The sequence below is a fragment of the Streptomyces sp. MP131-18 genome (assembly GCF_001984575.1).
Classification (GTDB): Bacteria; Actinomycetota; Actinomycetes; order Streptomycetales; family Streptomycetaceae; genus Streptomyces; species Streptomyces johnsoniae.
In genome coordinates this window covers 4,113,886-4,134,889 of the sequence record NZ_LZNS01000001.1, presented here as the reverse complement: position 1 = coordinate 4,134,889, position 21,004 = coordinate 4,113,886, and the positions used below count along the sequence as shown (strand labels likewise).

Here is a 21,004-nt window from a genome sequence, read left to right as displayed (position 1 = left end):
ACACCCCCGCGTCACCGCAGACGCACCCGAGGCCGGGGACCGGCCGTCGGTCACAGGCCGGAGTAGTCGACTCCTCTCCTCGCAACTACTACTGCACGACAGCGACTTCACGTCGCACCGAAAGCGCGAGGCTAGTGGCCGGCCTCCAGGGAACGGAGAGAGCCGTGGCACTATGGATCAGTAGGAGCTCGATGACGAGGCCGAGTATCGGCTGGCCGGTGAGCCGGGCCCGGGGGTCCGCCACTGGGACAGCCGGCACCAGGGCATGCAGATCTGCTGTGGGGGGACGAGCTGTGTCGACTATTGCGATCGTGGGGGCGGGGCCGCAACTCGGGTTCGCCATCGGTGCGAAGTTCGCCGAGAAGGGCGGTTTCAACGTCGCGCTCGTGGCGCGACGTGAAGCGCAACTCGCGGCCATGGTCGACAGGTTCCGAGGCGCAGGGGTATCGGCTGCCGCTTTCGCGGCCGATGTCACTGACCGCCCGAGCCTCGAGAAGGCGCTGGCGGCCGCAGAAGAGCACTTCGGACCCATTGACGTGCTGGAGTACTCACCTGCCCCGACACTGTCGGACCTGGCGGACCAGCCGCTCGTCTCCGCGGTCGATCTCACTGTCGAGTCGGTTCTGCCCGGACTCCGGACCAACTTCTTCGGCGCGGTCGCCGCTGTTCGCCAGGTGCTCCCCGGCATGATCGACCGCGCTGCCGGCACCATAATCGGTACGAGCGGTGCCGGATCGGGCCCGATGGTCGTCCCGCAGGTGGCCAACGCGAACGTCGCGAACGCTGCCATGCGCAACTGGCTCCTCGCGCTGAACGAGTCGCTCGCCGACAGTGGAGTGCACGTCGTGCACGTCGCCCTGGGCGCGAGGATCGGGAGTGGCCGGCCGAACTCGGAGCCGGACGTGATCGCCGACCTCTACTGGAAGGCCCACGTCGAGCGCGACGCCCCCGAGGTCTTCCACTACGACCTGCCCGATGAGTTCGAGTTCCAGCTCGCCGACAAGTTCAGGGCCGACTGAGTTCGGCCCGGGGCGTGGACCACGTCGCAGCAATCGCTCCCGGCGGCGTGGATGGCGCCCTGGGCAGCACCGGCTCGCTGCTCGGCCTCGCGACGGCCGCCGGAACTCCGCGGACGGCCGCGAGGGATGCCGATGCGCTCCGTGGCGACGCGGTTCGGCGTGTCCGCGGCCCCGATGACGCCCCGCTCCTGATGCGTGGGCACTACTCGCCACGGATCGGGAGAATGCGCGCGCCAGTGGCCGCCCCCTGCAGCGGCGTGCCGCTCGCCGCGACGTCGGCCGTGTAGGGCCCCGAACAGAGCGGTGCCCCGCCCGGGGAAGGACGGGGCACCCCGCTTGCGTTGGGCTCTGCGTTGGCCGAGCCTGACCGAGTCAGCCTGCGAGCTGCTCCTCCAGGGCCGCGGCGTCGTGGACGGCCGACATGTGCAGAAACTTTCCGTCGCGGACCCGGTAGATGGCGTACTCGACGATCTCGATCGACTTCCCGGTAGGAGCCGCGCCGAGCCACTCCTTGGTGGGGGTGCCGGTGTTGATCGCACGGACGGCGATGCTGTCGTCGTTGATGGCGAGCTCCTGGACCTCCCAGTGGAAGTCGGGGACCGCGTCGACGATGCTGTTCAGTTGTGCGACGAGGGCCGCGCGGGAGCTCGGCTCGCTGTGCATGACGATGGATTCGTGGACGAACTCGTCCATGCGGTCGAACTCGCGCGCGTTGAGCGCCTCGACGTAGCGATGGTAGAAGTCTCGCAGGTCGGTGTCGGACATGATCTTTTCTCTTTCTGTGGGCCCCGAGCCCGGGGCGGGACCGAATGGCGTCTCGTTGTGGGACCCACCGCTGTCGTGCGGCGGATTCAGGAGGTGTGGAGAGCTGAGCGGAGTGTGGTGGTGGCCTGGGTGATGGCGGCTTCGGCGGCCTGGGTGTCGCGGAGAGCGTTGAGCATGACGAAGTCGTGGATGATTCCCTGGTAGCGGGTGGCGATGACGGGGACGCCGGCGGCGCCGGCCAGCTCCGTGCGCCCGGACTCACTCAGCGCGGTGCCGTCCACGGCGTCCAGGCGCCAGGTGTCGTTTGCTCCGCTTCACCAAACGAGAGGGCCGTAGCGGTCGATGATCCGACCGGTTCCGGCGCTGGGGTTCTCGGTGGCCAGCGTCACGATGGCGTCGGTTCCCTCGGTCACGGTCTGGGTGCCGGTGTGGCCGTTGAGGTCGGTTGCGGTGTAGCCGGGATCGGCGGCGTTGAACCGGACGTCGCCGAACGCCTTCGCGTACTGCGTGGTCAGCATCGTGACGGCGGCCTTGGAGGCCGCGTAGGCGGGGGCGATCACCTGTGACTCGACCCGTTCCGGGTCGTGGGTGAGCGCGACGGACCCCAGGCCGCTGGTGACGTTGACGACGGCCGGAGCACCGGAGGCGCGCAGGAGCGGCAGGAAGGCCGCGGTGACCCGCACGATGCCGGCCACGTTGGTGTCGAGCACCAGAGCGGCCTCCGCGCCGGTCAACCCCTCGGCGGACACGACGCTGCCGGTGATGCCGACGTTGTTGACCAGGACGTCGATCCGACCCTCGTTGGCCGCGACGTCGGCGGCCGCGGCCGCGGCCGAGGCATCGTCGGTGACATCGATCCGAACGAAGCGGGCACCGAGTTCTGCCGCCGCACGGCGTCCGCGATCGATGTCGCGGGCGCCGAGGAGCACGGTGTGGCCGAGTTCGGTGAGTCGGCGGGCGGTCTCGAAACCGAGGCCCTTGTTGGCGCCGGTGATGAACGTGGTCTTGGACATGTCCCAACCATTTCCGAGACTGCCGGGACCAGCCAGAGAACGGTTCTCGGTAGGACCAGCAGCACCACCCGGGCGCCCACCCAGACCGATGCGCGGATGCTTACGATGCAAGGGTGAACAAGGGACATGCTGTCGACAAGCAGTTGGGAGCGACGCTTCGGGCCTGGCGGGACCGGCTCTCGCCCAAAGCCGTCGGACTGCCGGTGGACAGGGCCCGTCGATCGCCGGGCCTGCGGCGTGAGGAACTCGCCGAGCTGGCCGGTCTCTCCGTCGACTACCTGGTGCGGCTCGAGCAAGGCCGGGCCGTCAGTCCCTCCGAGCAGATCGTCGGCTCGTTGGCCCGCGCGTTGCAGCTCTCCCAGGACGAGCGAGACCACCTCCATCGGCTCGCCGGGATCGGGCCGCCGCAGGACCAGCGGGTCGTCGACGACATTCCGCCGAGCATGCGACGGCTGCTGACCCTGCTCGAGTCCACTCCGGTCGCGGTCTTCGCCGCAGACTGGCAGCTGGTCTGGTGGAACCTCAGGTGGGCAGCGCTGTTCGGCGACCCCACGCGGATCGGGGCCGAGGAGCGCAACCTGGTGCGGCTGCGCTTTCCGGTCGCCTCGGACCGCGGCCGTTTGACGAGCTGGCCGGTGATCCCGGTCAACGCCGAGGCCGCCGACCGGGCCCTCGTGGCCGACCTGCGCCGAGCCGCGGCACGGTTCCCCGACGATCCGCGTGTGTCCGAGCTGGTGGCCAGCAGGGTCGCCGGCAACCCCCGGTTCGCCGCGTTCTGGGCCGATGCCGCCGTGGGCCGACACGCCGAGGACCGCAAGACCATCCGGCACCCCGACATCGGGGAGGTGAGCGTCGACTGCGACGTCCTGACGGACGGGGACACCGACCTCAAGGTCGTCGCCTATACGGCGGTCCCGGGCAGCGAGGACGAGTCCAAGCTCGAACTCGCCGGCATCATCACTCCTCCGAGGAACGACGCGTGAGGACGATCGGCAACATCGGAGCGGGCGAGGTGGGCAGCCAGCTCGCCCGCGCAGCCGTTGCCCACGGTTACAAGGCAGTAATCGCCAATTCTCGGGGACCGGAAACGCTGGCGCACCTCGTCGACGAGCTCGGACCTCCGGCCCGCGCCGCGACAGCGGCCGACGCCGCCGAAGCGGGCGACTTCGTGATCATCGCCGTCCCCCTCAAGCTGGTCGACAACATGCCTGTGGAGCAGCTGGCCGGCAAGATCGTGCTCGATACCAACAACTACATGCCCTGGCGCGACGGCCACTTCGCGGCCATCGACTCGGGAGAGAAGACCGTGCACGAGCTGCGCCAGGAGCAGTTGCCCGCCTCGAAGGTCGCCAAGGCGTTCACGCACGTCCAGGCTCCGCGCCTCTTCCTCTCCGCGAGTCCCCCGGGCACTCCCGGACGGTACGCTCTCTCGGTCTCCAGCAACTACCCCGAGGCGGTGGAGCTCGTCACACGCCTGTACGACGAGCTCGGATTCGACACCGTCGACAACAGTCCACTCAGCGAGTCCTGGCGAAGCGGCCCGGGACAGCCCGCCTGGCTGTCGCACGCCCACCAGACGCGCGAGCAACTCGCCGCCAACCTGGCCGACGCGCGCAGGATCAGGTACCCCGTCCGAGGCTGAGCCTGGCGTCTGACCTCGCCGGTTCACTCGACCCGCTGATCCCGTGTCGTTGACGGGCACGAAGCCACGAGATCGATGAGCCGTTCCTGATCACCCGTCACCTGCGAACGCCGGGAGATGGGCGCCCACCTCGACGCCCACTGAGAGCGGACGGCGCGAGACGGCTCTGTCGCGACTTCCGATTGCGCCGGCCATCCTGTGCCATGGCGCAGGAACGGGAATGCGGCCGGGGCGCGATCGCGTTGCCGCTTCGGCGAGGGACAGTCGTCGGCGTCCGGCGTTGAGGACGCCGTGGCGTGTCCGGGCTCCGACTGATCTGCGCTGCGGCTCGCGGCCGACGATCACGGCGTGGGGCGGTCTCGTCGGGCGCCGTACAGGACTCGAGGTGCAACGCGGTGGACCGTGATCCGGCGCAGGGGGAGACAAGAAACGATGACTATGCGTCAGTTCGAATATGCGCTGGCTGTGGCCGAGGCGGGCTCGGTAACGGCAGCGGCGGAGCTGTTGCGTGTCGCCCAGCCGTCGGTATCGCAGCAGATTCGCGGCCTGGAACGGGAACTCGGTGTGACGCTGTTCGCCCGTACGCCGACCGGGCTGGTGCCCACCGCGGTCGGTCGCGCGTTCCTGCGGGACGCGGAGGTCGCGGTGAGGGCGGCGCGGCGGGCGAGGGCGACAGCGCGGGCCGGTGCCGATGAGCTGGAGGGCGAGCTGGTGGTCGCGGCGCAGATGGGACTGGGCACGCGGCAGCTGCCGGGCGCGCTGAGCGCGTTGCGCCGCCGTTTCCCGCGGCTGGAGATCACCGTGTTCGAGGAGGCGAATCTCGCCGAGCTGGAGCGGCTGGCCCGCCGGGGCGTGGTGGACCTCGGCCTGATGGGCGGGCCGTGCAAGGACGGCCTGTACGAGGGCCACCACCTCGGCGACGAGGAGTTCGTCGTGGTGCTGGGTTCCGAGCGGGCGCGGCTCGCTGCGGACCGGGTCGAGCTGCGCGAACTGGCGCGGGAGCCGTGGATCAGGTTCGACCACGGCGGTGCGCTCGACGGTGTGCTGCGGGACGTCCTACGGGACAACGAGCTGGCCCCGACCACGGTCGCCCGCGTCTCGCAGACGGCGACGGCGGTGCGCTGGGCCGCCCACGGGCTGGGGGTGACTCTCGTGCCGGCCTCCGCGGTGCCTCCCGGGTTCGAGCACCTCACGCGTCCCGTCCTTCCCGCCGTGTCCATGCCCACCGTCGCTGCGGTCCGGCCCGGGGCGGGCCCGGCGGAAATGGCCCTGCTCGAGTTCCTGCGTCAAGAGACCTGGTACTACACCGGATTTTCCGGTAACGGGTCAGGGCCTGCTCACAACTGGGTGGCGCCTCCGTCCACTACCAGCTCGGCGCCCGTGGTGTAAGTGGCGTCGAAGGCCAGGAACGCCACCGCCCCGGCGACTTCTTCCGGAGTCCCGAAACGGTTCATGGGGTTCTCCGCGACCCGTTCCGCCTTGAACTGATCTGCGGCCTCTTTGGTCATCGTGTTCTCCAGAATCCCCGTGTCGACCGGACCGGGGCTGACCGCGTTGACGCGGATTCCTCGCGGAAGGAGCTCGCGGGAGAGGCTGCGGGCCATGGAGCGCAGCGCTGCCTTCCCGGCCGCGTAGACGCTGGATTCCAGCATGCCCATGACGTTCGCGACGGAGGTGGTCAGGACGATGCCGGCGCCCGTGCTCAGCAGCGGGGCGAGCTTCTGCACGGTGAAGAAGGCACCCTTGACGTTGATCGCGAACGATTCGTCGTACATCTCCTCGGTCGTCGATGCAAAAGGCATGGGGCTGGTGATGCCCGCGTTGACGAACAGGGCGTGCACCGTGCCGAGTTGGTCTCGTACGTGGGCAGCCAGAGCATCCAGGTCGGGTAGTGAGGCCACGTCGCCCCGGAAAGCCAGCGCGTTCTTGCCCAGGCGCTCCGTGGCGGCGTCGAGTGTGGTCTGGGAACGGCCGGTGATCACCACGCGTGCTCCGGCGTCCACCAGTAGCTGCGCCGTCGCGAAGCCTATGCCACTGCTGCCCCCCGTGATGACCACGTTCTTGCCGCTGTACGTGTCGTTCATTTCCGAGATCCTTACTTCTTCATTTCCTCGTTCAGTTCCTTCTTTCACTTCATCGGCGTCACCCCACGGGGAACTCGCCGCCATCCACGGTGAGGTTCCTTCCGGTCAGCCAGCTCGCCCGGTCCGATGCAAGGAACAGCACCGCGTCGGCGATGTCGTCGGGCCGGCCATCGCGCCCCAACGGAGGGGCGGTGTCGTCCTGGCCCGTCCCCTCGTCCAAGCTCGTCTGCTGTTTCCGCGTTGCCTCGCCGCCGGGGGTGGCGGTCCTGCCGGGAGACACCGCGTTGACCCGGACTCCGAACGGGGCCAGTTCCAGAGCCAGTCCCCGGCTGTAGTTTTGCAGCGCCGCTTTCGCCGCCGTGTAGTGCAGGAACGCCGGTGCGGAGGTGGGGACGGCGGCAGTGGAGACGTGCACGACCGCACCCGAACGCCGCTCACGCATCCCCGGAGTCAACAGCGCGTCCAACCGCACCGACGCCAGGTAGTTCAGGTCCAGTTGGTCCTGCCACTCCTCGTCGGGGATGGCCCAGGCGTTCTTGAAGGGGCGCGCTCCACCCGCGTTGTTGACCAGGACGTCCACCCCGCCGAGGGCCTCCTGCGCGGCCTCGGCGACTGCCTTCACTCCGACCCGTGTCCGCACATCGGCCTCCACGAAGGCGGCGCCCTCCGGCACCGTGCTCGTCCTCGACCTGGCGGCCGTGAGTACCTCGGCGCCCGAGCCCAGGAACTGGCGCACGATCGCCGCGCCGATTCCGCGCGAACCGCCCGTGACCAAAACTCGCTTTCCCGTGAATTCTCGCACTCTTGAATCGTTCCTGGGGGTGGTCATGCCGCTTGCCCTCTCAATTGCAGCTCGGTCCGCTCGACCGTAAAGGGGTGACGTGCACGGGGTACTGATTGCGGAGAACCGCGGTACACGTCTCGCCTCGTCGAGATGTTTCACCGTAGATCCGGGAGGGATTGAGGGGCAAAGACGAAAAACGAGCAGGTGCTATAGGAGTTCTCTATAGGCAACCCGGTGACCAGGACGCAGGAGTGGGCGGCGGTCGGCGACACGTGGGCGGAAACCGGGCTGGTCCTCACCTCCCGGGTGGGCACCGCTCTTGAGCCGGACAACCTCCGGCGGAGCTGGTACCCGCTCCGGAAGCGGCTCGGCCTTGCCCTCCGCTTCCATGACCTCCGTCACTCCTGCGCAACATTGCTGCTCGACCTCGGCGTCCGGCCGACGTCGTCCAGCCGATCGCCGGACACAGCGGCATCGAGGTGACCATGAAGGTCTACGCCCATGCGTCGCTGGACGAGACGCGGAAGGACTCCTCATCTCCGCGGCGGCACTCGTCGGCGTTGCTCCGTCGCTCAACTTTCAGGCGCGGCAGACCAGGGCGGCGCAGGAGGAGGCCCCGGGAACCGCGCATCGGGAGTTGGTTCTGCTCTCACTCGCCGATCCTTCGCTCCGGGCGTCTCCCGTAGCTGGCGCCACGGCCGATGAGTGGCAGCGCCTGGCTTTCACCCATCTGATCACACCCGGTGGGAACGTCACCACCGACTACGGAACAGAGCCGCTCGTTTTACAGTCCCCCACCGTGGAGAACTGATTGACCGCAGCCGTCAGCTGCCAGGCCATGGGACCCGGGCCTCCCTGCCGCGACAAGGAGGGCCGTGCCCGGTGGCCGGGGCTCAGGCCGCGCGGGGGGTCAGCATCTGCCCCATCCCTGCGAGGACTGAGGGCTCGACGCGGTAGAAAACCCAGGTGCCGCGCCGTTCCGAGGTGAGCAGGCCGGCTTCCTTGAGCTTCTTCAGGTGGTGGGAGACGGTCGGCTGGGAGACGCCGACGTCGGAGATGTCGCACACGCACGCCTCACCGTCCGGATGCGAGGCGACCGCGGTGAACAGCCGCAGCCGGACCGGATCGCCCAGCGCCCTGAACATCCGCGCGGTGCGCTCGGCCTCCTCCGCGGTGAAGGGACGTTCGCTCAATGGCGGGCAGCACGGCTCGACATCCGGCGGCAGCACCTCAAGCACCCTGCTGTTCGACATACTCCTAGGTTGACATACGTCGAAGCAGACGGGGAGAGCGAGCCCGACCGCCCGGGCCCACTCCGCTTCCCCCGGCGTCACAGGCCGACGGCAGGCGCCGCGCCCCGGACATGGGCCGACAGCGCGGCCACGACGTGAGCGGCGTCCCGCGCCACCCCGCGCAGCGTGTTGGAGGCGAAGGAACGCTGGAACTCCAGCCCCAGGTAGACCAGGCCCGGTTGGGTCAGCGACAGGCCGCCGGCGTGCAGGGGCATGCCGTCGGCGTCCAGCGCCCCCGTCTTGGCGAGATAGCCGAGCGCGGGACGGTAGCCGGTGGCCAGCAGCACGACGTCTACCGCCTCCCGGCTGCCGTCCGCCCACACCGCGCTGTCGCCCTCCAGCGCGCTGAACACCGGCCGCCGGTCGAAGACGCCCTCGTCGAGGGCGCAGGCGTAGCGGCCGTCGTCCAGCACCAGGGTGCCGGGGACGACGCGGGCCAGCCACGCCGGGGGCAGATCGTCGAAGCCGGTGCCGGCCAGCCAGTGGTGCAAGTCCTTGCCGTCGCGCCGCTGCGCCAGGAAGGTCAGCGGAGCGCGGCTGGCCAGCGTCACCCTGGCGGCCCGCGCGAGTTCGTGTGCGATCTGGACGGCCGAGTTCCCGCCGCCCACCACCAGGACCCGCTTGCCCGCATACGCGTCCGGGTTGCGGTAGCCGGCCGAGTGCAGCAGCTCCCCGGTGAACGTCTCCTGGCCCGGGAGCGCGGGGACCAGCGGGTTGGAGAAGGAGCCGGTGGCCGCCACGACGCCGTCCGCGGCCAGTTGTGAGCCGTCGGAGGTGCGCAGAACGAAGCCATCGGAGTCCGGCTCTACCGACTCCACCCGCACGCCGGTGCGGATCTCCGCGTCCAGGCCCGCGGCGTAGTGCGTGAGGTAGTCCACCACCTCGTCCCGGTGCGGGTAGCGCTCGCCGTCCCCGCCGAAGGGCAGGCCCGGCATTGCGCTGAAAGCGGCCGGGGAGAACAGCGTCAGGCTGTCGTAATACGACGGCCACGAACCCGCCGCGCGGTCGGATGCCTCCAGCACCACCGGGACCAGCCCGGCCTGCCTCGCCGCGTGCGCCGCCGCCAGCCCGGACTGCCCGCCGCCGATGACCGCCACCTGTATCCGCTCCACAGCGAACACCCCTTTGCTTCGAGAAACGTCTATGTTGACGGAGATGAAAGCAGATGGGATGCTGACCGCGCAACCATCGACAGACATCGAAACAATGAGGAGTGCTGATCATGCCGGACACCGCCGATCTGCCCGTCGCCGTCATCGGCGGCGGCCCCATCGGACTTGCCGCCGCCGCCCACCTGATCGAGCGCGGCATCGAGCCCCTGGTCATCGAGCGCGGTGACCGGGCCTGCGCGGCAGTGCGGGAGTGGGGACACGTTCGGCTGTTCTCGACCTGGGCCGAACTGATCGACCCGGCCGCCGAGAAGCTCCTGGCCCCGACAGGCTGGACCCGGCCAGAAGACAGCCAGTACCCGACCGGGGCGCAGTGGGCCGGGGAGTACCTCCAGCCCTTGGCCGACGCCCTGGGCAAGCGTGTCCGCTACGGCACAACGGTGACCGGGGTGGCCCGCGCCGGCCGCGACCGCGTGGTGGATGCCGGCCGCACCGACCAGCCGTTCACCGTGCACCTCACCCTCGCCGACGGCGGCGAGATGGGGGCACCTCCCAGCGTTGGCTGGGGGAGGCTCGCGGTGCGCGCGGTCATCGACGCCTCCGGCACCTGGGCCACGCCCAACCCGCTCGGCGCCGACGGCCTGCCCGCCGCGGGTGAGCGCGCCCTGGCCGCCCAGGGCCGCATCACCTACCGCGTGCCGGATCTGCGGGACCCGGAGGTGCGCGCCGCGTTCGCGGGCCGCCGCACCGCCGTCGTCGGCGCCGGCGCCTCCGCCTTCACCGCCCTCGCCGGCCTGGCCGACCTCGCCAAGGCCGAGGACGGCACCGGCACGCACGCGCTGTGGGTGCTGCGCCGGGGCATCTCCGGCTCCACCTTCGGCGGCGGCACCGCCGACCAGCTCCCCGCCCGCGGCGCCCTGGGCCTGGCCGCCAAGGCCGCCGTCGACGACGGCCACGCGGAAGCGGTCACCGGCTTCCGCGCCACCGCCGTCGAACGCGACGGCGACGACTGCCTCGTCCTGGTCGCCGACGACGGCCGCCGCACCGGGCCCGTCGACCACATCGTCGTGCTCACCGGCCTGCGCCCGGACCTCGCCTTCCTGTCCGAGGTACGGCTCGGGCTGGACGAACGGCTCTCCGCCCCCACCGCCCTGGCCCCCCTGATCGACCCCAACGTGCACTCCTGCGGCACTGTCTATCCCCACGGCGTGAAGGAACTCTCCCACCCCGAAGCGGACCTGTTCCTGGCCGGGATGAAGTCCTACGGCCGCGCTCCGACCTTCCTGGCCATGACCGGCTACGAGCAGGTACGTTCCATCGCCGCCGCCCTCGCCGGCGACATGGAGGCAGCCGAGCGCGTAGAGCTCACCCTCCCCGAGACCGGGGTATGCGGCGGAGCCGGCCTCTTCGACGAAACCGCGTCCAAGGACGAGACGGACGGCAGCTGCTGCGCCCCGGCACCGCAGCTTGTGCAGCTCGGCGTCGGAGCCCCGGCCGCCGCGGGCCAGGAGGCCCCGTCGGGCGGCTGCTGCGGCTCGTGAGCGATCTGAACACCCGGACGGACGAGGCCGCGACCGGTACAGGGGACCGGTCGCGGCCCCGTGCCGCCCTGCCCGCCCTGTGCGTCACCCAGATCACCAGCTGGGGCATCGTCTACTACGCCTTCCCCGTCCTCAACCCGCAGATCACCGCCGCCACTGGCTGGCCGACGGGGGCAACCACGGCGGCGTTCTCCTTCGCATTGGCTCTCTCAGCGCTGGCCGGAATCGCCGTCGGCCGTGTCATCGACCACCGCGGGCCCCGAGCCGTGATGACCGGCGGGTCGGCCGCAGGAGCGGCGAGCCTGGTGGTGGTGGCCACAGCACCGAACCTGCCCGCGTTCTTCGCCGGGTGGGCGCTGGCCGGGTTCGCGATGGCCGCCACTTTCTACCAGCCCGCCTTCGTAGCCCTGACCCGCTGGTGGGCGCCCCACCACGTGAAGGCCCTGACGATCGTGACCCTGGCCGGCGGCCTGGCCTCCACCGTCTTCGCCCCCATCACCGCCGCCCTCGCCGACGACCTGTCCTGGCGCACCACCTACCTGGTACTCGCCGCTGCCCTCGCCATCGTCACGATTCCCGCACATGCCTTCGCCCTCAACGCGCCCTGGCCCGCAGCACCACGTGTCCCGGGATACGCAGACGATCATCCGGGGGAGGTGGCCCGCAGCCGGCCGTTCCTGCTGCTGACCGCGGCCCTGGCCCTGTCGGCGTTCACCGTCTTCGGGGTGGTCGTCGCCCTGGTTCCTCTGATGCTCGAACGCGGCTTCACCACCTCCCAGGCCGCCTGGGCGCTCGGCCTGGGCGGCGCAGGACAGACGCTGGGGCGAACCCTGTACGCCACACTCGCCCGCCGCACCGGCACAACCGCCCGCACCGTGATGTTCATCGCCCTGGGCGCAGCCACCACCGCCGCCCTGGCCGTCATCCCCGGCCCCTACGGCTTGCTGGTCGCCGCATCCGTCGCAGCCGGCGTCATCCGCGGCAACCTCACCCTGCTCCAGGCCACTGCCATCACCGACCGGTGGGGCGCCACCCACTACGGACGCCTGTCCGGCCTGCTGGCCGCCCCCGCCACAGCAGCAGGCGCCCTCGCCCCCTTCGCCGGCGCCGCCCTCGCCGCGCCGCTGGGCGGGTACGGCCACCTGTTCGCCCTGCTGTCACTCGTCTCTGTGGTTGCTGCGGTGACCGCGGGGTGGACAAGCCCTTCACGGATCAGCAGGTGAGGGTCAGGTACGGGAGTGGCCGTCTGGGCGGCGGTCGGCCAGCCGTGGCACCCGACGGTGTCGTTCGTCCGGGTTTCTGAGGGCCTGGCTTCGATGAACAGTTCTGTGACGTCCCCACGCGAGAACGCCGTCCGGCCGCGCTCGGCCCCCAGTTCCTCCTCGATGCGCCTGAGTTCCTCGCGAGCCCTCTCCAACTCCCATGCCATCGCCGTCACCGCATCCGATATGGCTTGCCGCGCTTTGACCTGAGCCTGACAGGCCTCGACGAGATCGGGGTGGTGGCAGACCACGTCACGGCGCAGCCCGGATTCGACGGCGAGTCCGGTGGTGCTGAGCATGCCCGTGCTCACCCTCAGCCACGGTCCTTCGGACGCGGGCGCCGAAGTGCTCGTCCTCGGCTGCGCGGGGATGCCGGCCTGGTCGAGCTGCGCCGCCGGGTCGAGGGCGCGCTCGGCCTCCCGGTCCGCCTGGGCCTGCGGACCAGCAGGAGCGGGTCGCACGCAGGGCTCAGGGAGAAGCGGAGGGCGTGGGGCGGTCCCGGCTGACACCCGCTGCCGCGCCGGGGAACGGTTCGCGAGCGCGCGCAGGGGTGGCCGGGCGGTCGGTCGCGTCACCCTGCCACCGGGCCGGGCCTCCCCGGGCGCTCAGTCCTCGGCCCCTTCGGCGAGCGCCGCCTCGTAGGCGATGAACGCCTTGACCACGGCGGCTCGTTCGGTCGGCTCCAGCGGGTCGAGCGCGGTACGCCACGCACGGGCGCCCGGGGAGAGCCACCGCTCCAGTGCCGACCGTTTCCCCGCCGGGACGCTGACGATACGCCGCCGCCGGTCGTCGTCGTCCTCGCGCCGGTCCAGTACGCCCTTTCTGCTGAGTTCGCCGACGAGCAGGCTTGCGGTCGTCGGCGCCACCTCAAGTCGATCGGCGAGCTCGCGGACCGTCATCGGGCCGTCGAGAAGCAGCAGTGACAGCAGCGACAGATGGCGCGGGGCGAGCGCCATCCCCCGCAGTTCCTCGGGGACCTCCATGCGCTTGATCCGCCCGATGGCGCGGGGCATCACCAACAGCAGCGCGCGGATGGCGACGTCCAGATCGCCGGCGTCACGTTGGTCGCGGGAGTCACCGCGGTCGTCGGGTCCGGGGTGGACGGGAGACGAGGAGGCCATTATATTTGATCTCAAATCTATTTTGCTCGTACGGGCAACAGGAGGAAGTATGCCGCACTGCACCGTCACCCTCGCCGAAGAACTTCTGGACGGCACAGTCGAGGAGCGGCTTGCCGGCACCCTCACCGACGCCGTCGTGTCCGTCTACGGCGACTGGGCCCGCCCACTGGTGGTCATCGCCCTGCATGGCATCCCGACCGCGCGGTTCGCGGTGGGCGGCAGGCTCGGCACCGCCCCCGGCCCTGCGGTACAACTGAACAGCCGCGCCGGGCTGTTCGAGCAGATGCCGGACGCCGCGGGTCGCCTGGCCGCCGCTCTCACGGAAGCCGTCGTCGCCGTACTCGGCGAGCACCTCCGGCGGGACATCGCCATCACCCTGGTCGGCGTGCCCGACGACCGTTCCGCAGTCGGCGGCGAACTCTTCGCCACCCGCCACTGAGCCGCCTTCCGGCGGGCAGGGCGGGCAGGGCGGGTGTGGTGTGCCGGTGCCGTGAGGTCCGGCGTCCGACCTGTTATGGGCGAGTCCGACGTGGCCCAGCGGCCACTTGCGACGCGGACCAGTTCCGGCTGCGGCACCTCGGCGGGTGACCAGCTGGACCGGTTGTTCGGCGGATCAGCAGGTGACGGTGCGGGCGGCGACCAGGTCGGCTCGGTGAACGGTGACGATCTTCAGCTCGGCGATGGCCTCGGCATCGGGTCGCACCGGCTCCAGTTCGCGGAAGTTGGCGGCGCATCCTGGGCCCGGTCGGCGATGAGCGCCGCATCCCGGGCATCGGTCCTGCCCGCCCTGCCCGCCCTGCCCGCCCTGGCCGCGATAGCCGGCCGTGGAAGGCAGAACACTCGTCGGCCGTGGCTGGCCAACCGGCCCGGCAGCAGCACGGCACCGCGGTGTGAGGGCGAGCGGTACCGTCTCGTCGTCGGCCACCCGGCGGGAGAGCGGCCGCCTGCCCTCCGCGTCGCTCACCACGCAACGGACCGGGTGGGAGCGGGTTTCGCAAGATCGGTGACACTGGAGCTTCACGTGGACGGTGATCAAGTCGCCGCCTCCGCCGCCGCCGGCCCGGGGCGGCATATCCCGGCATGGTTGCGGGTAAAGGCTGATCGCCGCCGGTCTGCACGAGCGCGTCGGCGGCGGGCAGAGGAGCGACGCACGGCTCCCAGGAGGACCGGGACTGTGTGGGCCGTGGTCCCGATGGAGCATCCATGCTGCGAATCCACTTCACCCCCGATGACATGGCGCGGGTCAAGGTGGCCCGGGGCCCGGACTTCCTGTGGGAGATCACCAACAGCGTGCAGACGCTGCAACGGACCGACGGGGAAAGGGTGTTCGGCACCTGGCGTCGATGGGTGCGCCCACGGCTACCGCAGGGCCGACGGCTGCTCTCACCCCTGTTGCCGCCGTACGGCTACTCCCCGGACTTCCTCACCCCCACATCCGGTGACCGCCCCACCCTCCAGGCGGCCATCGACACCCTGCTGGGAACTCCGCGCCCGAGATTGCGTACGGAGTTGACGCGGCTGGCCACCTCGACACGGCTGCCCCGCTGGACGCGCGCACTCGCCGAAGGTGACGCGGACACACTCGCCCGGCTGGGCGACGCTCTCCGCGCCTACCAGGCACAGGTACTCCTCCCCCACTGGCGGCACGTCCGCGCGGACATCGAGGCGGACCGCGCACGGCGGTTGCAGAGCCTGATGGACGGCGGCACCGAGGGTCTGCTGGCGGGTCTCGGGCCGGACACCCGCTGGTGCCCGCCCGTTCTGGAGGTCACCTACCCGGTCGAACAGCACCTGTATCTGGCCGGCCGGGGGCTCGTGCTCCAGCCCTCGTTCTTCTGCTGGCCGGCCCCGACCACGCTGGCGGACGGGCAGCTGCCGCCCGTTCTGGTCCATCCGATCCACCACACGGCCGGCTGGGCCTCGCGGTCGGTCGGGCCGACGCCGGTGGCGGGCCGCGACCCACTCGGGCGCCTCCTCGGGAGGACCCGTGCGGAGTTGCTGCGGGCCGCCCGTGTCGGCTGCACCACCGTGGAAGCCGCACGGATGCTCCAGGTGACGCACCCGGCAGTCAGCCAGCACATGAACGTCCTGCGCGCCGCGGGTCTCATCACCACGGTCCGCACGGCCGGACGTGCCTTCCACCTCGCGACGGCCGAGGGGCGCGCGCTCCTGACCGCCGAGGACCGCGGCGCCGGTGGCGGACCGGGCGACGCGACACCCATGTAAGCCTGGACTTACGTCACTTGTGCGCGTCCCAGCCGGGGCACCACGCTTGCCTCTCGTACGGTCCCCTCCCCACAAGAGCCCTCATGGGCGACAGGCCTGCCCCGCGCACCCTCGCCGTCCAGGCCTCGCCCGCACCCACCGTCCCGGCCATGAACGTGCCGGCCGTCGCCGCCTACCGTTCCGGCTGATCAGCCGCGGCGGGCACGGTGCCACCACGCGCATCCGAACCCACGTCACCGGAGGTCATGTTGAGCACGCACCGTCCAACCCGCAGAGGTGCCATGAAGGCCGCTGCCGGAATCACCGCGCTGACGGCCCTCAGTGGGGCCGGCCTTCTGGGGTCGGCCTCCCCCGCCCACGCGGCCGACGACGGCTTCGGCCTGCGCATCGTCGAACGCGGCGAAGGCGACCCCAGGATGTGGTACTACCGCTTCGCCACCGCCGAGATCGGCTGGAACCCCGGCGTCAACGTCCTCCTCCCGGACGGCTACCACACCTCGGGGCGCAGGTATCCGGTCCTGTACCTCTTCCACGGCGGCGGCCTCGACCAGGACTTCATCGCCTTCGACCGGCTGGGCATCCGCGCCTGGACCGCCGGGAAGCCGCTCATCGTCGTGATGCCCGATGGAGGTCACGCGGGCTGGTACTCCAACCCGGTCAGCTCCAACGTCGGTGCCCGCAACTGGGAGTCCTTCCACATCGGACAGTTGCTCCCATGGGTCGACGCCAACTTCCGGACCTATGCCGAGTACGACGGCCGCGCGGTCTCCGGGTTCTCCATGGGCGGGTTCGGTGCCCTGAAGTACGCGGCCAAGTACTACGGGCACTTCGCTTCGGTCAGCTCCCACTCCGGGCCTGCCAGCCTGCGCCGGGACTTCGGTCTGGTCACCCACTGGGCGAACGTCTCCTCAGCAGCGGTGGAGCTGGGAGGAGGTACCGTCTACGGCGCGCCGTCGTGGGACGAGGCCCGAGTCAGTGCTGACAACCCGGTGCAGCGCGTGGAGAGCTACCGGAACAAGCGCGTGTTCCTGGTGGCTGGTACCAGCCCCGACCCCATCAACTGGTTCGACACGGTCAACGAGACTCAAGTTCTCGCGGGGCAGCGCGAGTTCCGTGAACGTCTCGGCTCGGCGGGGATTCCGCACGAGTGGCACGAGCCGTCGGGCGGCCACCTCGTGCGCCCCGACCTGTTCCTCCGCGATCTCGACGGGATCGTGGCCCGCCTCCGCAAGGCCTGACTGGACATGAAGACGGAACCGCCGGCAGAGAGCGGCCGGTTCGCCGCGCCCTGGACGGATTTCTGCGTACCGGCACGGTGCCGTGGGCGGTCGGGTGTCGATGAGCTGGGCGGCCTCGCGGCCGTCTGCGCCCGGGAGTCCTGAAGGCCGTGGGGCTTGCGTCGCTTCGCCACCCGCCGCGTCGAGCGAGGGGGCGCGCGGCGTACACTCACCGGCGCGCAGGCGCACGCCAAGGCGAACCCGAGGGGAACACACCATCCGTGCACGACTATGACGAGCCGGCCTGGAGACCGCTCCCCGTCCGGCCGGCCGCACTGCGCTGGCTGCTGCTTCTGCCCCTGACCATGGTGTTCCTACCGCTGTGGTGGGTGGTGTGGGTCTTCCTAGCGGTCTGCTTCTACGGCGTGGCAACGGTGGCCCAGCTGATCGTCTACGTGCTGCCGCGTGCCGAGAACGGCGCGGTGCGGGTGCTGGACGCCACGCTGGGCCGGGTGCCGTTCATCCCGCGCTGGTGCGTGACCCCCGTGGCGCTGGTGCGGGAGGGCGACACGGCGTACTACCGGGCCAGAGTGGACCGGCGCATCAGCAGGAAGACCCGGCTGGTGGGGACCTCCCACGGGTTCGACCGCGAACTGGAACTCGGAGTGCACTACTTCCGGGGCGCGGGCGCCGGTTACGTGCTGCGCGTCGCCTCGGAGCAGGGCTGGAACCTCCATCCGGTACTGCGCTCGCATCCCCGGCGCCGACTCCGGCTGCGCCACGACGGCCGCCCGCGGCCCGACTTCACGAACTGACCGACACCTGAAGACAGTCGAAGCCTGTGATCAGCACCGCCCGGAACCGCCCGGAACCGCCCGAAACCGCCCGAAACCGCCCGAACCCGAAGAGGATGCGGATCTCACTGCTCCCGGCCGGACAGGACTTAGTGGCCGACCCGGCGTCGGCCCTGGTCGTCCTCGGCTGACCCTCGACGCGATCAGGTTCGTCGCCGCTGCACGCTTGGCGACACGCGCCCCGAGGTGAGAACGGTCGAGGCCCAGGTCCATCCGCACCGGACTGCTCGATCCTGCCCGGCGCTTCCCCCAGGGCCGACAAGCCATGGCCGGCCCAGGCGCGCGCACTGCGCCGACTCGGCGTTCCCCACGAAGTGACCTCTCCCCCCGCGGGCCGATGCGTCAAGCGGAAGGGTTGCCGCCGGGCAGTGGGCCGCGAAGCGCGCTACCGGGGCGCGATGCCGTGGAAGAGGCGGTCCAGGCCCCGGCGGAAGAGCAGGTCCGGGTGGGCGTCCGCGGGGTCCGTCCTCAGCAGCGAGGCCATGGCCCCGGCGAGGTGGGGGCGGCTCGGATCGGCGGCGATGCTCTCCACGTGGCGTGCCTTCGCCGCCGCGGCATCGCCGTCCACCGGCTGGATCTCGTGCTGGGCGAAGTTGGCGATCCAGTTGTTCAGCAGGGCGATGAAGTCCACCCGCTCCGGGATGTCGAGCCCGGTCGGTTCGAGGGCGGCCAGCAGAAACTCCATGTAGTCCTGCACCCGCGGGCCCCAGGACGCTCCCGCACTCAGCTGTCCGGCCCAGGGGTGCCGACGGTATGCGGCCCGGCCACGCTCCGCGACGAGGGTCAGGTCGGCAATCCAGTCGCCCGACGGCTCATCGGGCAGGTCGTATTCGGCGGCGACCTCGTCGACCATCAGGTCGTAGAGGTCGTCCTTGCTCGCGATGTACCGGTAGAGCGACGCCGCCCCTGCGCCCAGCTCCGCCGCGACGGCCCGGATCGACACGGCCGCCAGCCCCTGGGCATCGGCCAAGGCCACGGCCTCCCGGGCGATGTCGTCGAGGCTGTGCGCCGGCCGCGGCCCCTTCCTGCCGGCCCTGGCCCGCATCCAGATCACCTCGGTGGTCACAGCACCTCTCAGTTCCCGCGTTGCCGGTCGCCCCCCGCACACTGCATACAGCGTTCGCAGTAGGCTGGGCACGTACTGCGAACATCGATCGCTGAAGGAGTGGCCATGTCAGGACCATCCGCGCCGGCAATCCGTACGGAGGAGTTGACCAAAGTCTATGGTCGGGGCCACAAGGCCATGACCGCGCTCGACGGCATCGACCTCACCGCGCCGGCGGGAGCGGTATTCGGACTTCTGGGACACAACGGTGCGGGCAAGTCCACGTTGCTCCGGCTGCTGTCGACCCTCGCTGCCCCGACCTCGGGACGCGCCTGGGTCGGCGGCCACGATGTCGTCACCCATCCCGCCGACGTCCGGGCCGCGATCGGCATCACCGCACAGCAGACCACGCTCGACGGGCGCCTCAGCGGCCGGGAGAACCTCTTCGTCTTCGGCAGGCTGTACGGGCTCTCCCGGGCAACGGCCCGCCGCACCGCCGGGGAACTCCTGGAGCGGTACGACCTGGCGGCGGCGGGCGACCGTCCGGTCAGCGCCTACTCCGGCGGAATGCGCCGCAGGCTGGACATCGCCTCCAGTCTCCTCCTGGAACCCGCCGTCCTCTTCCTCGACGAACCCACCACCGGGCTCGATCCACACAGCCGCACCGCCATCTGGAAGACCGTGAAAGAGCTGGCCGAGAGGGGCACGACCGTCCTTCTGACCACCCAATACCTGGAGGAAGCCGACCACCTCGCGGAGCGCGTGGCGGTACTGGACTCGGGCCGGGTCATCGCCGACGACACACCGCGCGCGCTGAAGCGGCGGATCGGGCTACGGCTGTCGGTGACCCTCGCCTCGGAGGAATCGCACGGAACGGCGTGCGGCCTGCTCAGCGGCCTCGGGGTCTTTGGCCTCCCCGCCCCCACTCCCCGGGCGACGACGATCACGGGCTCGGTGGCGGCAGGGACCCTGACGTTGCCCTCCGTCCTCGCCGCACTGAACGACGCGGGGGTCGACGTCGCCGACATCGGCCTGCACGAGCCCACCCTTGACGAGGCCTACCTCGCCCTGACCGGAGGACCAGCATGAACGACGCGGTGAACGAGGCGACACCGGCGAGAGAAACCAGGGATACGGCCGACCGGACGCCCCGGAACGGACCGCGCGCACGGCCCCTCGTACGGAAGCGGTGGTGGCCGGCCGATGGCGCGATCATCGTCCATCGCAACCTCCTCGCCCTCAGGCGGAACCCTTCGGTCATCGCGGCGAGCCTGGCCGCCCCGCTCGGCATGGTCGCCATGTTCGGCTACGTATTCGGCAATGCCCTGAGCGACGGCTCCGCCACGGACTACCGGAGAGAGCTGATCCCCGCGGTCTTCGTGCTCGTCGCCGCGACCGGCGCCGTCATGACAGCGGGGTCGACGGCCATGGACGCGCAGAACGGCGTCACCGAACGACTCAAGTCGCTCCCGATGCGGCGCATCGCCGTGCCCTTCGGCCTGGCGGGCAGCCAGCTCATCCTGTCCGTTGTCTCCCTCACCGCCATGGCGCTGCTCGGTCTCGCCGTCGGCTGGCGCGTCGAGGACGGCGCCTTGTCCGCGCTGGCGGGCTTCCTCCTGCTCCTGCTCTTCGGCTATGGCCTGACCTGGGCCGGGGTCTTCCTCGGACTGGCGATCCGCACCATGGAGACGATCCAGCAGCTCGCGCCGCTCGTCTTCGCCTTCGTCATGCTCTCCAACGCTTTCGTGCCGACTACCGGCATGCCGACCGTGCTGCGGACGCTGGCGGAGTGGAACCCCTTCAGCGCGGCAATCAGCGCGGCGCGTTTGCTCTTCGGCAACGCACCCGTGCCCGAAGGACCGCTGCCGCTGGCCCATCCCGTCCTCACCACGGTGATCTGGTCCGTGGCCCTGATCATGCTGTTCGCCCCGCTGACGGCCCGGCACTTCGCGAAGGCGGAGTGAAACAGGAGGAGCAGTCCGCCGGCCGGTCCCCCGCGCGTTCGGAAGGCCGGCCCGCACATCATCGTC

General features: G+C 70.6%; 21 protein-coding genes and 1 pseudogene. 13 read left to right on the top strand and 9 right to left on the bottom strand.

The genetic code is table 11. The features are described 5' to 3' along the window. Positions 1-293: 293 nt before the first annotated feature. Complete coding sequence (locus STBA_RS18560; RefSeq protein ID WP_077060324.1) at positions 294-1,019, top strand: SDR family NAD(P)-dependent oxidoreductase; 726 nt, start codon at positions 294-296, stop codon at positions 1,017-1,019. A 372-nt stretch (positions 1,020-1,391) separates the two neighbouring features. Here the strand turns inward: STBA_RS18560 and STBA_RS18550 are convergent, their stop codons facing one another. The 3 genes and pseudogenes from STBA_RS18550 to STBA_RS18540 form a co-directional block, all read right to left on the bottom strand. Further along, positions 1,392-1,784: an ester cyclase gene (locus tag STBA_RS18550; RefSeq protein ID WP_077060322.1), complete on the bottom strand. Its 393-nt coding sequence runs from the start codon at positions 1,782-1,784 to the stop codon at positions 1,392-1,394. Positions 1,785-1,870: 86 nt separating this feature from the next. Then, positions 1,871-2,014 (bottom strand): annotated as a pseudogene (locus STBA_RS18545) (esterase); the annotation flags it as partial. An 84-nt stretch (positions 2,015-2,098) separates the two neighbouring features. Further along, on the bottom strand, positions 2,099-2,797 hold the full coding sequence (locus tag STBA_RS18540) for an SDR family NAD(P)-dependent oxidoreductase (protein ID WP_077060320.1): 699 nt from the start codon (positions 2,795-2,797) through the stop codon (positions 2,099-2,101). 113 nt (positions 2,798-2,910) lie between these two features. Here STBA_RS18540 and STBA_RS18535 point away from each other — a divergent pair, with 113 nt between their 5' ends. From STBA_RS18535 to STBA_RS18525, 3 genes are all read left to right on the top strand, one after another. Next, positions 2,911-3,780: a helix-turn-helix transcriptional regulator gene (locus tag STBA_RS18535; RefSeq protein WP_077060319.1), complete on the top strand. Its 870-nt coding sequence runs from the start codon at positions 2,911-2,913 to the stop codon at positions 3,778-3,780. Next, positions 3,777-4,439 (top strand): NAD(P)-binding domain-containing protein, encoded by a 663-nt coding sequence (locus STBA_RS18530; RefSeq protein WP_077060318.1) that lies wholly within the window; start codon positions 3,777-3,779, stop codon positions 4,437-4,439. The genes STBA_RS18535 and STBA_RS18530 overlap by 4 nt, the downstream gene beginning before the upstream one ends. A gap of 432 nt (positions 4,440-4,871) precedes the next feature. Then, positions 4,872-5,828, top strand: a complete 957-nt coding sequence (locus STBA_RS18525) for a LysR family transcriptional regulator (protein ID WP_077060317.1) — start codon at positions 4,872-4,874, stop codon at positions 5,826-5,828. On the opposite strand, the gene STBA_RS18520 is transcribed toward STBA_RS18525, so the two are convergent. Then, positions 5,777-6,523 (bottom strand): SDR family oxidoreductase, encoded by a 747-nt coding sequence (locus STBA_RS18520; RefSeq protein ID WP_077060316.1) that lies wholly within the window; start codon positions 6,521-6,523, stop codon positions 5,777-5,779. The genes STBA_RS18525 and STBA_RS18520 overlap by 52 nt on opposite strands. A gap of 58 nt (positions 6,524-6,581) precedes the next feature. Next, a complete protein-coding gene (locus STBA_RS18515; RefSeq protein ID WP_077060315.1) occupies positions 6,582-7,352 on the bottom strand; it encodes an oxidoreductase in 771 nt (256 codons plus the stop codon). 343 nt (positions 7,353-7,695) lie between these two features. Between STBA_RS18515 and STBA_RS39510 the strand changes: the two genes are divergently transcribed. After that, on the top strand, positions 7,696-8,118 hold the full coding sequence (locus STBA_RS39510; RefSeq protein WP_366510825.1) for a DUF6082 family protein: 423 nt from the start codon (positions 7,696-7,698) through the stop codon (positions 8,116-8,118). A gap of 82 nt (positions 8,119-8,200) precedes the next feature. Here the strand turns inward: STBA_RS39510 and STBA_RS18505 are convergent, their stop codons facing one another. Beyond that, positions 8,201-8,560 carry a metalloregulator ArsR/SmtB family transcription factor gene (locus STBA_RS18505; protein WP_077060314.1) on the bottom strand — a complete coding sequence of 120 codons (360 nt, stop codon included), beginning with the start codon at positions 8,558-8,560 and terminating at the stop codon, positions 8,201-8,203. Positions 8,561-8,637: 77 nt separating this feature from the next. Next, positions 8,638-9,711: an NAD(P)/FAD-dependent oxidoreductase gene (locus STBA_RS18500; RefSeq protein ID WP_077060313.1), complete on the bottom strand. Its 1,074-nt coding sequence runs from the start codon at positions 9,709-9,711 to the stop codon at positions 8,638-8,640. 104 nt (positions 9,712-9,815) lie between these two features. Here STBA_RS18500 and STBA_RS18495 point away from each other — a divergent pair, with 104 nt between their 5' ends. Both STBA_RS18495 and STBA_RS18490 read left to right on the top strand, forming a co-directional pair. Next, entirely contained in the window at positions 9,816-11,249 is a 1,434-nt protein-coding gene (locus tag STBA_RS18495) for an NAD(P)-binding domain-containing protein (protein WP_107485246.1), read from the top strand. Continuing rightward, complete coding sequence (locus STBA_RS18490) at positions 11,246-12,472, top strand: MFS transporter (RefSeq protein ID WP_077060312.1); 1,227 nt, start codon at positions 11,246-11,248, stop codon at positions 12,470-12,472. Before STBA_RS18495 ends, STBA_RS18490 begins: the two co-directional genes overlap by 4 nt. A 644-nt stretch (positions 12,473-13,116) precedes the next feature. On the opposite strand, the gene STBA_RS18485 is transcribed toward STBA_RS18490, so the two are convergent. Then, positions 13,117-13,524 carry a MarR family transcriptional regulator gene (locus STBA_RS18485; RefSeq protein ID WP_077063417.1) on the bottom strand — a complete coding sequence of 136 codons (408 nt, stop codon included), beginning with the start codon at positions 13,522-13,524 and terminating at the stop codon, positions 13,117-13,119. 157 nt (positions 13,525-13,681) lie between these two features. Here STBA_RS18485 and STBA_RS18480 point away from each other — a divergent pair, with 157 nt between their 5' ends. The 4 genes from STBA_RS18480 (at position 13,682) to STBA_RS18465 (ending at position 17,890) form a co-directional block, all read left to right on the top strand. Further along, positions 13,682-14,071, top strand: coding sequence for a hypothetical protein (locus STBA_RS18480; protein WP_077060311.1), 390 nt, complete (start codon positions 13,682-13,684; stop codon positions 14,069-14,071). Positions 14,072-14,835: 764 nt separating this feature from the next. Further along, positions 14,836-15,858 carry a winged helix-turn-helix domain-containing protein gene (locus STBA_RS18475; protein WP_077060310.1) on the top strand — a complete coding sequence of 341 codons (1,023 nt, stop codon included), beginning with the start codon at positions 14,836-14,838 and terminating at the stop codon, positions 15,856-15,858. Positions 15,859-16,103: 245 nt separating this feature from the next. Next, on the top strand, positions 16,104-17,096 hold the full coding sequence (locus STBA_RS18470) for an esterase family protein (protein WP_077060309.1): 993 nt from the start codon (positions 16,104-16,106) through the stop codon (positions 17,094-17,096). Positions 17,097-17,356: 260 nt separating this feature from the next. After that, positions 17,357-17,890: a hypothetical protein gene (locus STBA_RS18465; RefSeq protein ID WP_077060308.1), complete on the top strand. Its 534-nt coding sequence runs from the start codon at positions 17,357-17,359 to the stop codon at positions 17,888-17,890. 424 nt (positions 17,891-18,314) lie between these two features. Here STBA_RS18465 and STBA_RS18460 read toward each other — a convergent pair whose 3' ends face one another. Next, positions 18,315-18,995, bottom strand: a complete 681-nt coding sequence (locus STBA_RS18460; RefSeq protein ID WP_079252005.1) for a TetR/AcrR family transcriptional regulator — start codon at positions 18,993-18,995, stop codon at positions 18,315-18,317. Between the two features lie 105 nt (positions 18,996-19,100). Here STBA_RS18460 and STBA_RS18455 point away from each other — a divergent pair, with 105 nt between their 5' ends. Both STBA_RS18455 and STBA_RS18450 read left to right on the top strand, forming a co-directional pair. Then, the gene (locus tag STBA_RS18455) at positions 19,101-20,063 is read left to right on the top strand and encodes an ATP-binding cassette domain-containing protein (RefSeq protein ID WP_077060306.1); all 963 of its coding nucleotides are present in this window, start codon (positions 19,101-19,103) and stop codon (positions 20,061-20,063) included. Continuing rightward, positions 20,060-20,938 (top strand): ABC transporter permease, encoded by an 879-nt coding sequence (locus tag STBA_RS18450; protein WP_079252004.1) that lies wholly within the window; start codon positions 20,060-20,062, stop codon positions 20,936-20,938. The genes STBA_RS18455 and STBA_RS18450 overlap by 4 nt, the downstream gene beginning before the upstream one ends. Positions 20,939-21,004 lie beyond the last annotated feature (66 nt).

What these genes read in the sequence shown, in the direction of transcription:
- STBA_RS18515 (WP_077060315.1), bottom strand. Translation starts at nt 7,352, where the DNA reads ATGACCACCCCCAGGAACGATTCAAGAGTGCGAGAATTCACGGGAAAG.
- STBA_RS18480 (WP_077060311.1), top strand. Translation starts at nt 13,682, where the DNA reads ATGCCGCACTGCACCGTCACCCTCGCCGAAGAACTTCTGGACGGCACA.
- STBA_RS18525 (WP_077060317.1), top strand. Translation starts at nt 4,872, where the DNA reads ATGACTATGCGTCAGTTCGAATATGCGCTGGCTGTGGCCGAGGCGGGC.
- STBA_RS39510 (WP_366510825.1), top strand. Translation starts at nt 7,696, where the DNA reads ATGACCTCCGTCACTCCTGCGCAACATTGCTGCTCGACCTCGGCGTCC.
- STBA_RS18505 (WP_077060314.1), bottom strand. Translation starts at nt 8,560, where the DNA reads ATGTCGAACAGCAGGGTGCTTGAGGTGCTGCCGCCGGATGTCGAGCCG.
- STBA_RS18450 (WP_079252004.1), top strand. Translation starts at nt 20,060, where the DNA reads ATGAACGACGCGGTGAACGAGGCGACACCGGCGAGAGAAACCAGGGAT.
- STBA_RS18475 (WP_077060310.1), top strand. Translation starts at nt 14,836, where the DNA reads ATGCTGCGAATCCACTTCACCCCCGATGACATGGCGCGGGTCAAGGTG.
- STBA_RS18470 (WP_077060309.1), top strand. Translation starts at nt 16,104, where the DNA reads ATGTTGAGCACGCACCGTCCAACCCGCAGAGGTGCCATGAAGGCCGCT.
- STBA_RS18540 (WP_077060320.1), bottom strand. Translation starts at nt 2,797, where the DNA reads ATGTCCAAGACCACGTTCATCACCGGCGCCAACAAGGGCCTCGGTTTC.
- STBA_RS18455 (WP_077060306.1), top strand. Translation starts at nt 19,101, where the DNA reads ATGTCAGGACCATCCGCGCCGGCAATCCGTACGGAGGAGTTGACCAAA.
- STBA_RS18550 (WP_077060322.1), bottom strand. Translation starts at nt 1,784, where the DNA reads ATGTCCGACACCGACCTGCGAGACTTCTACCATCGCTACGTCGAGGCG.
- STBA_RS18520 (WP_077060316.1), bottom strand. Translation starts at nt 6,523, where the DNA reads ATGAACGACACGTACAGCGGCAAGAACGTGGTCATCACGGGGGGCAGC.
- STBA_RS18485 (WP_077063417.1), bottom strand. Translation starts at nt 13,524, where the DNA reads ATGCCCCGCGCCATCGGGCGGATCAAGCGCATGGAGGTCCCCGAGGAA.